This window comes from Roseomonas populi, from assembly GCF_024594815.1.
GTDB classification, from domain to species: Bacteria; Pseudomonadota; Alphaproteobacteria; order Acetobacterales; family Acetobacteraceae; genus Roseomonas; species Roseomonas populi.
The window spans coordinates 234,145-246,859 of record NZ_JANJOU010000008.1 but is presented as its reverse complement, the minus strand read 5'-3'; the positions used below and the strand labels follow the sequence as shown (position 1 = coordinate 246,859).

The window sequence follows — 12,715 nt, the reverse complement described above, 5'->3', positions numbered from 1 at the left end:
TCAGCTTCCCAGCGCGCGCGCCTGGGCCGGCGCGATCAGCGGCGGCCCGGCGGGAATGCCCTCGGCGGAGCGGCACAGGCCGGTGGCGGCCTGCACCAGCGCGGGCTGGCCGCCGATGAGGACCCGGGCGGCAGCGACGAACCAGGCCGCGGTGACGCAGGGCTGCGGCTTCGGCCCGACCGCGAAGGCGCAGCCCGCGACGATCGCCGTGTCCGCCAGCACGGCAACCGGCGCACCGCCCGCCAGCACGCGCGCCACGCCGGGCAGCAGCGTGGCCGGCGCGCCGTGCGGGCACTGGACGGTGCCGGCCGTGGTCACCAGGGGCGTCATGGCAGCACCACCAGGGCGTCGTTGTTGAGCGTGATCTGCAGGCCGGACAGGGCGAGAATTCCGCTCGGCACGGCGAGGGTGGCGCCGGTGGGATCGACGGTGAGCTTGGTACCGCCCTGAAGTTCCAGCGTGGTGATCGTGGCGCCCGGCACCGTCTCGTTCACGGTCAGGCTGAAGGCCTCGGTCTTGAGGGTCTTGATGGAGGGGATGGCGGGCTGCGGCGCCTCGCCCGGGCCCCAGAAGCAGCCGGTCCACACGGGGTAGTCGGGGTCGCCGCCCTCAAACTCCACCCAGACATGCGCGCCAACCGGCGGCAGGAAGAGGAAGCCGACGCCCGGCCCGGCATAGGGCACGCAGGGCATGGCCCAGCCAGGAACCTCGGTGCCCAGCACCGCCGGCACGCTGACCTGCAGGCGGCCCTGCATCAGCGGGTCCAGATTGCTCTCGACCTTGCCGCGGTACTTGCCGAAGAAGGGGGTCACGGCACCACCACCGGCAGCAGCGCCGTCTCCCCCTCGCGAGTCAGGGTCACGTCCTGGGTGTAGGTGCCCGGGCCGATTTTGTGAGTGACGCGCTTCACGTAGTAGAGCCCGTCATGCGTGTAGCCGGCGCCGCGGACACCGACGAGGCCGCGCGCCCGCAGCGCCCGGCCGTAGCGCAGCGTGTCCACCTCGCCCCGCGCCGTCACCACCGCGTCCGAGGCATTGTCGGTCACGGCCTGCGCCCGGCCATAGGCCTGCACCATGTTGAGCCCGCCCGGGGCAGAGGCCAGCACGCTGCGGGTGGTGTGGAGCGGCGTCGTCGCGGGATCGAGAACCAGCGGCGGCAGGCGGGTGCTGGCGAAGGTCCGCACCGGAAGCCGCGCGCCCGTGACGCTGTCCTGCACCGTGTCGCCAACGACGGCGGGCGCCAGCGCGTCGTACTCGAACTGCAGCTTGGCGCCGTTGCTGTCCCGCCCCATGCCGATGTTCAGCGCGGGTTGCGGCAGGTCCAGCCGCTTGGGCGGGCCCCAGTAGCCACGGTTGGTGCCGGGCACCGGGCCGGGCTCGACGTAGAAGACGAACCCGTTGCGCGCGGCGAGGCCGCGGAGCATCTGCAGGTCCGTGCCGACCTGCATCGGCACGCGCATCACCGGCAACGGCATGTCCAGCGCCATCGGCGGCCGTACGTCCGGCACGATGGCGTACTTCGCGTAGCCGAGCATGATCTTCGCCGCTATTGCCATGTCCGGCAGGCAAGGATGCGCGGCGCGCTTCTCCTCCAGATCCATCATCACGGAGACGTCCTCGCCGGTGATGGTGACGAGCGCGCTGCCTGGCTCCGTATCGGGCGCGTGCTGGCGGTGGGTGACGACGCCGTCCATGAGCACGGCGGGGAGGCCGTTATGCGTCACGACCAGGATCACCCGATTGAAGGGCTTGAGGACGGGGCCCAGCAGCATCCCGTAGTCCAGCACGTCGGCCAGGCTGCCGCGCCCGAGGGAGAAGGAGATCTGGAAGCCGTTCGGCCCGTCGTCGCGGTGCGTCACCTCCACCGATTGCAGCGCCTCCATCAGCGTGGGCGGTGCGGGCAGCGGCAGCGTCGGGCCGATCAGCATTGTCAGGTGGACGGAATCGAGGAGCGCCATCGCCTCAGCCTCCCGGCAGGGGAATGGCGAGCGGCTGGCCGGCGACCGGCAGCGCCGCCGGGTCCATCGCCGCGTTCGCGTCGCAGATGCGCCAGTAGAGGAGGGGATCGCCGAGGGTCCGCGCGGCGAGAATGTCTAGCCGCTCCCCCTCCGCGGGATTGACGCGGGCGAGCAGGGGGAGGGAGGCGGGATCCGGCAGGATCCGGCGCAACGCGTAGGTCACCGCGCGCCCGTCCGGCATCGTGTGGACCGCGGTGGGCAGGGCGGCGTAGCGGCTGGCCGGGTCGAACATGCGGGCCTCAGAGGAGCTTGACGTTGCCGCCGGCCACGGCGGTGATATCCGTGACCGTGTTCAGGGCCGCCATCCCCTCCTTCATCACCTGGTGCGCCAGGAAGACGTAGTAGCCGGGGTTGGTGACGGAGAGGTCGTCGTAGCCGAGCACCGTCAGCCCGAGCGCGACCTTGGCGCGGATGGGGTTGAGCAGGCTGTCATGCGCCTCCTCCGTGATGGTGAAGTCCGAGAGCTGCACGGGCACGATCCGCTTGGCGCCCCAGACCAGCAGCGTCAGCGGCGCGGGCGGCGGCAGCAGCTCCACCGTGCCGGCCGCGAGCAGCACGGCGTTCGCGATAACCTGGATGCTGCTGGGGTAGAGCAGCATCTCCAGAAGGCTGAGCTGCGGGTAGATGCCCAATCGCGCGGCATTGCCGGGCGCGTCGCCCGCGTCGGCAGCGTCGATCTCGATGTCCATGCGCAGGCTCTCCTGCGGGGCGCCGGTCAGGCGCGGCGCGGAGAGCCGGGTTCCCTTCTCCCCGGCCGTGCGGGAGGCGAGGGTGCGGGTCACGCTGTCCGGATTGTACTGGAAGACCACGAGCTTCGGGACGGGCACCACCGGGTCGATGCTGACCAGGGCGCCGCGCAGCAGGCGGGGGCCGCGTGGCTCGGCGTCGCTCATGCCGGCCTCCGCAGCGCGGCCAGGATGCGCGCCGCCGCCTCGCGCCCGCGCCCGGCCGGGGTGGCCGCGCGCAGGGTGCCGCCGGCCGGTGCAACGGGCGCAGGGCCCCGTGCTGGAACGGCGGATGCGGCGAGGCGCGCGAGCTCCCCGCGCAGTGCTGCCTCCATCGCGGCGGCGTCGCCGTGCGGAACGCCCTGCAGCACCAGCCGCCCGATGCGGATCCGCACCGGCGGGGCGGCACCGGGGGCATTCCCGGGCGCGGGATCCGCGAGACCGCCACCGGGACTGCCGGGCATCGGTGCTACAGCCATCCCGCCACCTCCGCCGGGGTCAGCGGCCGTTCCAGCTTCGCGCATTCCCGCCGGGCCGCGCGCAGCAGGTGGGCCATGCCGATGGGGGTGCCGTCCTCGGCCGCGAGGAAGGCGGCCGCGAGGGCGATGTTGCGGATGTGCCCGCCAGCGAGATTGGCCTGGGCGAGCCGGGCGAAGTCCAGCGCACCGACCGGCGCCGCGGGCGGGAAGGCGCCGCGCCACAGCCGCTCCCGCTCCGCCGGGCCCGGATGGGGGAAGCCGATGACGAAGCGAAGGCGGCGCAGGAAGGCGTTGTCGATCGCCTCGCGGAAGTTGGTGGTCAGCACGGCTAGGCCGCGGAAGGATTCCATCCTCTGCAGCAGGTAGCTGGCCTGCTGGTTCGCGTAGCGGTCGTGGCTGTCCTTCACCTCGCTGCGGCGGCCGAACAGGGCGTCGGCCTCGTCGAACAGCAGTACCGCGCCGCTCGCCTCGGCCGCCTCGAAGGCGGCGCGCAGGTTCTTCTCGGTTTCGCCGATGTACTTGCTCACCAGCGCGCTGAGGTCCACGGACCAGAGGTCCAGCCCTAGGGCGCCGGCCAGCACCTCGGCCGCCAGGGTCTTGCCCGTGCCGCTGGGGCCGTGCAGCAGCGCCGTCACGCCGCCGCCCCGGCCGGCGGCCCGGAAGCCCCAGGCGCCGTGCACCAACCCGCGGTGGCGCACCTCCGCCGCCAGCTCGCGCAGGGCTGCTTCCTGCGCCGCCGGCAGCACCAGCGCGTTCCAGTCCGCGGCGGGACGCAGCCGCGTGCCGTGGGGGAAGGCGGTCCGGCCCGCGTCCCGGCAGGCGGCCCAGAGTCGGTCGGGGGTTCCCGCCGCGGCCGCGGCGGCTCGCAGGGAGGCAGGGCCGAGGTCGAAATGGACGGCCGCCTCGTCCACCGCCGGGGCCGGCTCCTCCGCGTCCAGGCCCAGCGCGGCGCGCAGCAGCACTGCCCGCTCCTCCGGCCCGGGGCGGGCGAGGTCGATCCGCGCCACCGAGATACCAGGGAGGGAGAGGGGGGCCTCGGCCAGGAGCAGCAGCGGCGTGCAGCACTCCCGCACCAGCGCGCCGAGCGCCCGGAGCGCCGCGGGGCCGGCGACGCCCTCGCAGTCGATCAGCAGCGCTTGGCGGCCGAGCAGCGCCTCCCGCTGCCAGAGCCGCAGCAGGGCGGGGTCGAGATCCGCGGCATGCGCCGTCGCCAGGGTGCAGCCGAGCCGGGCCGCTGCAGCGGCGGCGACCTCGGCCGCACCGTCCGCCAGGGAGCCACAGAGCTGGACGGCACCGACCGGCGAGGCATCGCGGGTGGCGCCTGAGGAGGCCAGGAGCTCGGCCAGGGCGGCCGCGACGGCAGCCTGGCTCGGCACCAGTTCCTCCGGCGCGGCGACGTCCTGAACGCGCGCGGCCACCCGCTCGTCCCGGTAGCCCGCACCGGCCAGGGCGTGGAGTATCCACTCGTCCGGGCGCAGCACCGCCTCCACCAGCGGGCCCGGGCCGGGCTCCACCAGCCGCCACCAGCGCAGCGGCGAGGAGGGCTGCAGGGCCGTCCAGTGCGGGCCCGGCAGGGCCGCCAGGGCGAGACCGAAGCTCGGGGCGGGGTGAGCGCCGCCGTCCAGCTCCGGCGCGATGCTCATCAGGAGCACGTCCCGTTCGAAGGCGCTGAGGCCGAAGACGGTGCGGACGGCTTCCAGCGCAGTACCCGGCGTGTCCGCCTCCGTCAGCCCGGGCTCTCCAGGGGGGCGGCCCGCCGCGTGCTCCGCCAGGCGCTGGCCGACACGGCGCACGGCCGCCATCAGGGCAAGCTGGTTCTCCTCAGCCCAGTCCGGCCCGGCATCCGGATCGTCCGCGGGCCCGATGGCCGGGGCGGGGCCGAAAGGCGCGTTCACGGCAGCACCAGGCGCGGCTCGGGCTCGCCCGCCGCGTCCTCGCCCAGCGGGGTCTCCGCCCCCTCTACCCGCACCCGCAACCCGTAGGTGCCTGCCACCACGCCGCGCACGGCGAAGGCGACGCTGCCGGCCGCCTCCGCGCGAAGCGGCGCAGGGAAGACGTGGCGCACGGCACCGGAGGCCTCCAGCAGCTCCAGGGACGCGCGCTGGCCCGGAGCGAGCGGGGGCACCAGCCCGACCGTGACGGTGGCGTTGCGCGGCGCGGCGCCCGTGCCGCTGACCTCCGTGACGGCCACCGCGAAGGCGCCGCCGGGCCGGGCGACGGCGGGGTGCAGCACGAAGGGCACGAGGCGCGACGCCTCCCCGCGCCGGGGTGAGGGCGGGTCGCCCACCAGCACGTCCTGGCGCACGCGCAACCCCACCGGGCCCGCCGGAAGGCCGGGCGGAAGAGTGAGCAGGAGGCGCCGCTCCGCGACGGCATCGGGCGCGACCTCGACTCCACCCACCTCCGCCCGTACGGCCGGTCCGGCCAGGCGCTCCCCTACCACGGCGATCTGGCTGCCCGGCGCGATCGGCGCCGCCGGATCCGCGGCGTTCTCCACAGTCGTCACGGCGGGCCGGAGGAGCGGGGCAGTGGTGAGCTGGGGCAGCGTCACGGGCGGGGCGGCGACGGTGGGCAGTTCGGCCTCCAGCAGCACCGGCCCCGCACGGTAGGCGACGGAGAGCGCGTAGCTCGTCTGGAAGAACACGGACCAGAGCTTGGCCATCTCCTCCAGCGGCAGGGGCAGCGGTGTCAGCCGCACCCGCTCCGCCTGGTCGGCGAGGCCGGAGGCCAGGCCGGACGCGCCCTCCGCCGCGGTGATCATCGCGTTCGTCAGCACGGGGGCGGCGTGCAGGTCGCGCATCACGCTGCCCAGCAGCAGCTGGGCGCCGCCGTTCTGCTCGCCGTAGAAGCTGATGAGGTAATCGAGGTCCAGCGGCACCATCGGGCGGCTCACGGCCTCCCCGCCGGCCCGGCGGAGCGGCAGCTCGCGGTTGCGGTGAGCCGGGTTCACGTGGGCGGCGAAGAGGAACAGGTTCACCCCGAGGGAGGGAATGCCGCCGCCGCCCGGCTCGGCCGGGCGCAGCGCCGTCACCGCTGAGCCGGGCACGTCGGCCTGCGCGACCTCGAGCAGGCGTTGCCGCAGCGTCGCGGTGACAGTGGCAATGGCCTGGAACGTGCTCATCCCGGCCGCCTGTCACGGCGCGCCAGATAGTCGCCGAGCGACAGGGCGGGCCGGCGAGGGCCGGGGAGTGTGGCCGGGGCGGCGGGGGGCGGTGCCCGGAACTCGATGGCGCCGATCTCGATCACCACCGGAGCGGGGGCAGCGGGCATGGGGCTGGGCTTGGCCTGGGGCTGCTCCGCCTGCCCTGCCGCGCGCGGGCCGGAGGGGAGTGCCTCAAGGGGCGCTGTCCGGACCGGCGGCCGATCCGGGGCGGGGGTGTCCGGTGCCGGGCGGGGCAGAAGCGGCACTGCGACGGAGCCGGGGGCCGCTGGCGCGGGCGGGGCGGCGGAGACGGCCAGCGGCAGTGCGGCTACGGCCGGAGCGGCCATCGGGGCGTCCATCGGGGCGGACTGGAGCGGGGCCGCCTTCCCAGCCGTGCGGGAGCCCTCCGTGGCGCGTCTTCCTTCCGGCTCCACCTCTGGCTCGGACCGCCCTGGCGGTGCGGAACCCCGGGCGATCGGAACGCCGGGCCGCTGCTCCTGCAGGGGCGCCGTGGCGGGTGCCGTGGGCGCGGCGGCCCCTCCATGCCGGCCGGGCCCCTCCGCGCGCGGGCGGCCGGTTGCGCGCGGCGGTGCCGGGTGCGGCCGCTCCGGCGCGGCCCGCGAAGGGGGCTCCCCCAGCGTTGCCTCGGCCGGGGCGGGGCCGAACAGCAGTGGCGCGCGCGGCTGCAGGGCCGGCGTCTCGCGCAGCGCGCGGGCCACAAGCCGGTCCAGGTAGTTGCTCACGCCGACACCATCGAGACGTAGCGACCGCGCCGGGACGCGGGCATGTCGAGGATCGTCGCCTCCTCCCAGTGATAGGCGCTGGCCAGGAGGTGGACATCGGCCAGCAGGCGCCCGGCCCGTCCCTCCAGCTCGTCCAGGAGGAAGAGGGTCACGTCGAAGGGGAGTTCCCAATCATGGCCGCAATCCGGGCAGGCGAGGGCGACCGACACGTCGCTCTGCGGCATCGCCGCCTCGAGCCCCGCGGAGACCAGGGCCTCCGCGGCCGGCGAGGCCTCCCCATGCAGCAGGCAGCGCTCCAGCAGCGCGCGCTTCATGGCGGCCGGGCCCCGTTCCGCCTCGACGGCCAGGAGGTCCTCGCTCGTCGGCAAGCGGAAGGCCAGGTCGTCCGGGCCGTTCGCGGTCTCCGGGGGAAGGTGAGGTGGCTCGGGCTGGCGCAGCGCCCGGGCGCTGAGCGCGACGTCCAGCCGGGTGCCGCAGGCCGGGCAGTCCGCCGCGGCCTCGAACCCATCGCCGAAGCAGCGCGCGCGGGCTTCCAGCAGCCGGGCGTCCCGCGCGCCGAGGTCGAGCGCCATCGCTTCCGCCGGATCGAGCGACGGATCGAGGGCCGTGAGCAGGAGCAGGGCGGTCCGTGCGGGGGAGAGCCCGCGCGCGGCCTCGCAGAGCTCCAGCAGGGCCCGGCCTTCCGGCACCCCGGGCATGTCAGGGCTGGAAGGAGAAGCTGGGCTCGACCGGCGGGGTCAGCGCCTCATCGCGCTTCCAGCCCTCGTTCTCCAGCTTGATGGATTGGATCGCGATCCCGTTCGCGTTGGCGTCCAGCTCCGGCAACGGCGTGTATTCCGAGACCCAGCAGCGGTACAGGAAATAGCGCTGAACTGCCTGGCCCGCGTCGTTGTACAGCTCGATCGTCACGGTCTTGCGGAAGTTGGCCGGCGAGGATTCACGACCCAGTCCGGCCTGGAAGGCCCAGACCGCGCTGGCCCACTGGTCGAAGGCGGTGTCGAAGGTGACGCCGCGCTCCAGCGTCACCGGCTCGTACTCCGTCCGCCCCGGCGACTTGCGGCTGCTGGAAGGGTCGCCGCCGCTGCGGTGGCGGACCACCTCGGTGACTCGCTTCAGCCCCGTCACCTTGCTGACGGCCGCGACGGTACGCTGGTCCCAGAGCACCAGGAACTTGAAGTTCTTGTACGGGTCGGCGGGTGTCGTGGTGGCGAGCACGGGGGGCATGGTGGGTTTCCTGCGCGGGGACGGGCGGCGGGGCGGGCGTCAGCTCGTCTGGCCGGCGATCTGCTGCAGCTTCAGCACCACGAACTCCGCGGGCTTGAGCGGGGCGAAGCCGACGATGAGGTTCACGATGCCGCGGTCGATGTCGCCCTGCGTCGTGGTCGTGGCGTCGCACTGCACGAGGTAGGCCTCGCGCGGGGTGGCGCCCTGGAAGGCGCCCTGCCGGAACAGGCCGTGCATGAAGTCGTCCACGCTCATCCGGATCTGGGTCCAGAGCGGCTCGTCATTGGGCTCGAAAACGGCCCACCGCAGGCCCTGGAACAGGGTCTCCTCGATGAAGAGAGCGGTGCGGCGGACGGGGACGTATTTCCATTGGCTGGCCATCTGGTCCGCGCCGACCAGCGTGCGCGCGCCCCAGACCACCGGGCCGTAGATGGGGAAGGTGCGCAGCGCGTTGACGCCGCGCGGGTTGAGGTTGCCGTTCTCCGGGTCGGTCAGCCTCAGCACCGGTGTCGCGCCGGCCAGCGTCGCGTCCACGCCAGCGGGTGCCTTCCACACGCCCCGCGCCGCGTCGGTGCGCGCGTAGATGCCGGCGACCGTGCCGCTCGGCCCGACGGTGCGGAGACGGAAGCCGTTCAGCGGATCGGGGATGGAGAGACGGGGGAAGTACACGGCCGCGTTGGCGTCCCGGATGTTGGCGGACTCCACCCAGGCCGCCATCTTCGCCTCGTCCTCGGCGCCCTTGGCCGGCGGGTCCACCAGCAGGAAGGCGCGGTGGGTCCGGCAGAAGGCCTGAGCCTTGCTGATCACCGCGCCGAAGCCCGTGGAGTCCAGCGCGGAGGCCCGAGGCAGGCAGAGCAGGTTGAAGATCGCGGGGCTGATGCGCTCCAGTGCGTAGAGGCCTGTCCCGGCGTCCGGGCTGCCGGTCAGCGCCTTGGCGTCCGGCAGCGCGCCCTCCGTGCCGCCGGCCAGGGGCTTCCACGCCGCGTCCGCCACGCCGCCGCGCGCATCCACGGGGGCAAGCGTGGGAAGCTGGCCGGGCGGCTGTACCTCCAGCCGCACGAGGCGGGACCCGGTATTCACCACGTCCGGCGCGAAGCCTGCCTCGCCCGGCACCATCGAGAGGTTGAGGAAGGTCTCGCTCTCCAGCACGGAGAGGTTGCCGGCCGTCGAGACCACTTCCTGGACCATCAGGTTGAACAGCTTGGGCGAGCCGGCAACGGCGGTGGCGACAACCCGAAGACGGTTGCCCCACTTGCCCGGATCAACGGCCTTCACCATCAGCGACTTGCCCGCCGGCTCCATCGAGAGCGCAGCCGGGGCGGCGGGAGGAGTCGCAGCGTCCGGGGGTTCGGGGACGCCGGCAACGCGAACGATCCAGGCCGTGCTTCCGCCGTTAAGGAAGAACTGCTGGACCGCGTAGCTGCCCTCGCTGTCGGCCCGTAGGCCGCCGAACACACGCTCGAAGGCAGCCCAGCTCGTCACCTGGACAGCGGTGTCGAGCGGACCGCGCGAGAAGCTGTCCACGAAGGCGGTGCTGGATGTGCCGACGCCGATGATGGTGCGGACGCCGCTCGGCAATTCCTGGACATAAACGCCAGGGTAGGTGAGTGCATCCGGCATGTAGCCTCCGCAGCCAGGGTGAGCCGAGCGAGAATGCGGTCTGCAAGGACTGGCAGCGGGCCTGGTGAACAGGGTGAAACGTGCACCCGGCGATGCCAGCTGGTTTTAGTTCCAGTTCCCAAACATACGCTAAAGCGAAACAAGACGGGGTGACAAGCAGATCGTTCCGGGCACCGGAGCGTGTCATGCCTCGTGAAAGCTGGCCTTCCCGCCGGACAGGCTGCTGAGGGGCACTTCACGAAGCAGTGTGAAGCGGAGCGTCGCAACTGTGATCTTCCATCGAGCACGCGCTTACCATCGTGAGGCACAGCGTGTTTGCGGAAGAGGGCGCACCGATTTTCACCTGGGCCGAAAGTGTCTCTCTGCCGCTTGGCAGCGTTCGGGTCGGGAGGTCAGCCATTACCCAGAGCAGGTCCCGAAGCGCTGGCCGACGATCAGCGCTCGGATTATCGGTTCCGGATCGACGGATCATCATGGGCGCCTGGCCTGGATGGTGCGGGAGGATGGGCGGCAAGGATGACGCCGGGGAAACGAGGCCGGGCTTCCTGGCGTTTCCGGCGCCACGCGGCCTGCGGCGCGGCCACAAGGCGCGCGACAGCAGGAGGGTGCCGAGTAGAGCCAGGCCGCACGCAGTCCAGAGGGCGATCCCATGGCCGGCCGCGGCAGCAAGGGCGGCCATGCCAGGAGCCCCCAGGAGGACGGAAAGAGCCCGCCCGGTGAAGAGCATGCCGATGAGGCCGCCTGCCGAGCGCCGCCCGTACAGGTCCACCACCACGCTCGGCAGCAGCGCGACGAACCCGCCCTGGCACAGGCCGAAGCCGAGCGCGAAGAGGATGAACCCGATGGCGCTCCGGGTTTCCGCCCACCACGCCATCGTCGCCGCGACGCCGATGCAGCAGGCCAGCAAGGTCCGGTCGCGCCCGAACCGGTCCGCCACGGTGCCGAGGGCAAGGCGGCCGAGGATCGAGCCGATCCCGATCAGGCTCAGGAGCCAGAGCGCATCCGAGGCGGCCAGGCCGGCTCCGCGCGCCGTCGCCACCACGTCGGCGTAGGGGAGCGCGACAGCGACGGAGAGGAGGAGGCTACCCGCCAGCAACAAGTAGTACTGTCTCTCCCTCAGTGCCTGGCCGATGCCGATGCCTTCCGGCACCGGCGCATGGTGCCGGCGTGCGGGTTCTGCCGTTCCATCCGGCTCCAGGCCGCAAGCCTCGGGCGAGCGGGCCAGGCATTGCGCCGCCAGCAGTCCGGTGACGGCGACAAAGACCGCCGTGATCAGAAAGGCCACCCGCCAATCCCCGCAGAGGGCCAGGAGCGAGGCCGAGACCGGAACCAGCGCGGTGCCGACTCCCACCCCCGAGGTGGCGATGCCCGAGGCCAGGCCGCGCCATGCCACGAACCAGCGCTGCACAGCCGCGACCGCCGGAACGTAGGCCATCCCTGCGCCGGTCCCCACGAGCAAGCCGTAGCAGAGCAGCACCTGGGAGAAGTTGCGTGCCACCGCCGCGAGGAGGAACCCGGAGGCCATGACGACCATCCCCAGCGCGATCGGCCAGCGCGCGCCGAAGCGATCCGCGAGCGGACCGCTGACTCCGCCGATGGCGAAGGCCATGGCGCCGCTGACGGCATAGATCAGGCTGACCGAGAGGTCCGAGACGCCGAAACTGGTCCGCAGAGACGCGGCGAAGGCAGGAACGGAATAGATCGCACCGAAGCAGAGCGCCTGCACGACGAAGGAGCCCCCGACCACCGCCCAGCCGCGAAATCTCAGTGGCGGCCGGGGCACGACCGGTGCCGGCCTTCTGGCGGGAACCGTCGGCAGGGGCTGTTCTGGCAGGCACGGGCGAGCAATCAACGTCATCGTGGCCCCCTTTTCGGAACGCCACGAAGCTGACCTCTCCACCCCGCGACGCGCGGTGCCGAAAGTCACATCGCGCCACGCCGCAAGGGCGGGAAGCTGGGTCCCGGTCGCGAGACCTCCGTGCCAGGGGTGACATCCCGAAGATGGTCATGCATTTACGGCGCGCTGAAGCGGCGGCACTGTGGCTGGATGAGCCATGCCCCATGGATGATCTGAGCCACCTGCCCTTTTTTCGGCCCTTCGACCGGACGGCGCTGGAGCCCCTGGCGGCCGTGGCACGCTGGCGGGGCTTCTCGGCAGGGCAGGCGGTGCTGGAGGCGGGCGACCTGACGCAGGAGGTCAGCTTCGTCTCCGAGGGCGAGCTGCGCGTGGTCTCGCGCAGCAGCGGCGGCCATGAGATGATCCTGAACGAACTGCGTCCGGGCAGCCTCTTCGGCGAGATCGCGGCGATCGATGGTGGGTACCGCTCCGTCAGTATCGTCGCGCTGACGCGGGCCCGCCTATGCACCGTTGCGGCGGCGCCCTTCATGGCCTTCGTCCTGTCGACGCCCGAGGCCTCGCATCACCTCATGCGGAGCCTGACCGCCCTGGTGCGGGAGAAGGACCAGCGCCTGCTGGAACTCGCGGTGCTGCCCGTGCGCGCGCGGCTGGCGGCGCTGCTGCTGCGCCTCTCCCGCCCGCGGGAAGGCGGCGGGCGCATCGTTTCGCCGCCGCCGCCGCACCACGAGCTCGCCTCGCGCATCGGCACGCGGCGCGAGGTGATCTCCCGCACGCTCGGCGCCATGGGGCGCGACGGTGTCATGCAGGTGACCAGGGGCGGCCTTGTGCTGCCGCGACCCGCGCTGCTGGAGGCTGAGGTGGAGGCCGGCTACGGCACACCCTCCGGCCAGGGCGGATGACCGCCGGG

Annotated in this window: 14 protein-coding genes; 1 reads left to right on the top strand and 13 read right to left on the bottom strand. The window is 73.1% G+C overall.

Annotated elements, in window-relative coordinates; all coding sequences use genetic code 11:
* From NRP21_RS11930 to NRP21_RS11870, 13 genes are all read right to left on the bottom strand, one after another.
* Positions 1-330, bottom strand: coding sequence for a DUF4280 domain-containing protein (locus NRP21_RS11930; protein WP_257716421.1), 330 nt, complete (start codon positions 328-330; stop codon positions 1-3).
* Positions 327-812, bottom strand: coding sequence for a phage baseplate assembly protein V (locus tag NRP21_RS11925; protein ID WP_257716420.1), 486 nt, complete (start codon positions 810-812; stop codon positions 327-329). The genes NRP21_RS11930 and NRP21_RS11925 overlap by 4 nt, the downstream gene beginning before the upstream one ends.
* Positions 809-1,957, bottom strand: a complete 1,149-nt coding sequence (locus NRP21_RS11920; RefSeq protein ID WP_257716419.1) for a hypothetical protein — start codon at positions 1,955-1,957, stop codon at positions 809-811. The genes NRP21_RS11925 and NRP21_RS11920 overlap by 4 nt, the downstream gene beginning before the upstream one ends.
* Before the next feature lie 4 nt (positions 1,958-1,961).
* Positions 1,962-2,249 carry a hypothetical protein gene (locus NRP21_RS11915; RefSeq protein ID WP_257716418.1) on the bottom strand — a complete coding sequence of 96 codons (288 nt, stop codon included), beginning with the start codon at positions 2,247-2,249 and terminating at the stop codon, positions 1,962-1,964.
* 7 nt (positions 2,250-2,256) lie between these two features.
* Positions 2,257-2,910 carry a hypothetical protein gene (locus tag NRP21_RS11910; protein ID WP_257716417.1) on the bottom strand — a complete coding sequence of 218 codons (654 nt, stop codon included), beginning with the start codon at positions 2,908-2,910 and terminating at the stop codon, positions 2,257-2,259.
* Positions 2,907-3,206: a hypothetical protein gene (locus NRP21_RS11905; protein WP_257716416.1), complete on the bottom strand. Its 300-nt coding sequence runs from the start codon at positions 3,204-3,206 to the stop codon at positions 2,907-2,909. Before NRP21_RS11905 ends, NRP21_RS11910 begins: the two co-directional genes overlap by 4 nt.
* A gap of 5 nt (positions 3,207-3,211) precedes the next feature.
* Positions 3,212-5,116: an ATP-binding protein gene (locus NRP21_RS27895; RefSeq protein WP_308219884.1), complete on the bottom strand. Its 1,905-nt coding sequence runs from the start codon at positions 5,114-5,116 to the stop codon at positions 3,212-3,214.
* Positions 5,113-6,342 carry a DUF4255 domain-containing protein gene (locus tag NRP21_RS11895; RefSeq protein ID WP_257716415.1) on the bottom strand — a complete coding sequence of 410 codons (1,230 nt, stop codon included), beginning with the start codon at positions 6,340-6,342 and terminating at the stop codon, positions 5,113-5,115. The genes NRP21_RS27895 and NRP21_RS11895 overlap by 4 nt, the downstream gene beginning before the upstream one ends.
* Positions 6,339-7,106, bottom strand: a complete 768-nt coding sequence (locus NRP21_RS11890) for a hypothetical protein (protein ID WP_257716414.1) — start codon at positions 7,104-7,106, stop codon at positions 6,339-6,341. Before NRP21_RS11890 ends, NRP21_RS11895 begins: the two co-directional genes overlap by 4 nt.
* Positions 7,103-7,795 carry a hypothetical protein gene (locus NRP21_RS11885; protein ID WP_257716413.1) on the bottom strand — a complete coding sequence of 231 codons (693 nt, stop codon included), beginning with the start codon at positions 7,793-7,795 and terminating at the stop codon, positions 7,103-7,105. The genes NRP21_RS11890 and NRP21_RS11885 overlap by 4 nt, the downstream gene beginning before the upstream one ends.
* 10 nt (positions 7,796-7,805) lie before the next feature.
* Positions 7,806-8,330, bottom strand: a complete 525-nt coding sequence (locus NRP21_RS11880; RefSeq protein WP_257716412.1) for a phage tail protein — start codon at positions 8,328-8,330, stop codon at positions 7,806-7,808.
* Between the two features lie 39 nt (positions 8,331-8,369).
* Complete coding sequence (locus NRP21_RS11875) at positions 8,370-9,950, bottom strand: phage tail sheath family protein (protein ID WP_257716411.1); 1,581 nt, start codon at positions 9,948-9,950, stop codon at positions 8,370-8,372.
* A 235-nt stretch (positions 9,951-10,185) separates the two neighbouring features.
* Entirely contained in the window at positions 10,186-11,808 is a 1,623-nt protein-coding gene (locus NRP21_RS11870; protein WP_257716410.1) for an MFS transporter, read from the bottom strand.
* Positions 11,809-12,011: 203 nt separating this feature from the next.
* Between NRP21_RS11870 and NRP21_RS11865 the strand changes: the two genes are divergently transcribed.
* Positions 12,012-12,707: a Crp/Fnr family transcriptional regulator gene (locus tag NRP21_RS11865; RefSeq protein WP_257716409.1), complete on the top strand. Its 696-nt coding sequence runs from the start codon at positions 12,012-12,014 to the stop codon at positions 12,705-12,707.
* Positions 12,708-12,715 lie beyond the last annotated feature (8 nt).

Bases quoted from the DNA above. Each gene is read 5' to 3' on its own strand.
- NRP21_RS11930 (WP_257716421.1), bottom strand. From the start codon at position 330: ATGACGCCCCTGGTGACCACGGCCGGCACCGTCCAGTGCCCGCACGGC.
- NRP21_RS11920 (WP_257716419.1), bottom strand. From the start codon at position 1,957: ATGGCGCTCCTCGATTCCGTCCACCTGACAATGCTGATCGGCCCGACG.
- NRP21_RS11915 (WP_257716418.1), bottom strand. From the start codon at position 2,249: ATGTTCGACCCGGCCAGCCGCTACGCCGCCCTGCCCACCGCGGTCCAC.
- NRP21_RS11910 (WP_257716417.1), bottom strand. From the start codon at position 2,910: ATGAGCGACGCCGAGCCACGCGGCCCCCGCCTGCTGCGCGGCGCCCTG.
- NRP21_RS11905 (WP_257716416.1), bottom strand. From the start codon at position 3,206: ATGCCCGGCAGTCCCGGTGGCGGTCTCGCGGATCCCGCGCCCGGGAAT.
- NRP21_RS11895 (WP_257716415.1), bottom strand. From the start codon at position 6,342: ATGAGCACGTTCCAGGCCATTGCCACTGTCACCGCGACGCTGCGGCAA.
- NRP21_RS11880 (WP_257716412.1), bottom strand. From the start codon at position 8,330: ATGCCCCCCGTGCTCGCCACCACGACACCCGCCGACCCGTACAAGAAC.
- NRP21_RS11875 (WP_257716411.1), bottom strand. From the start codon at position 9,950: ATGCCGGATGCACTCACCTACCCTGGCGTTTATGTCCAGGAATTGCCG.
- NRP21_RS11870 (WP_257716410.1), bottom strand. From the start codon at position 11,808: ATGACGTTGATTGCTCGCCCGTGCCTGCCAGAACAGCCCCTGCCGACG.
- NRP21_RS11865 (WP_257716409.1), top strand. From the start codon at position 12,012: ATGGATGATCTGAGCCACCTGCCCTTTTTTCGGCCCTTCGACCGGACG.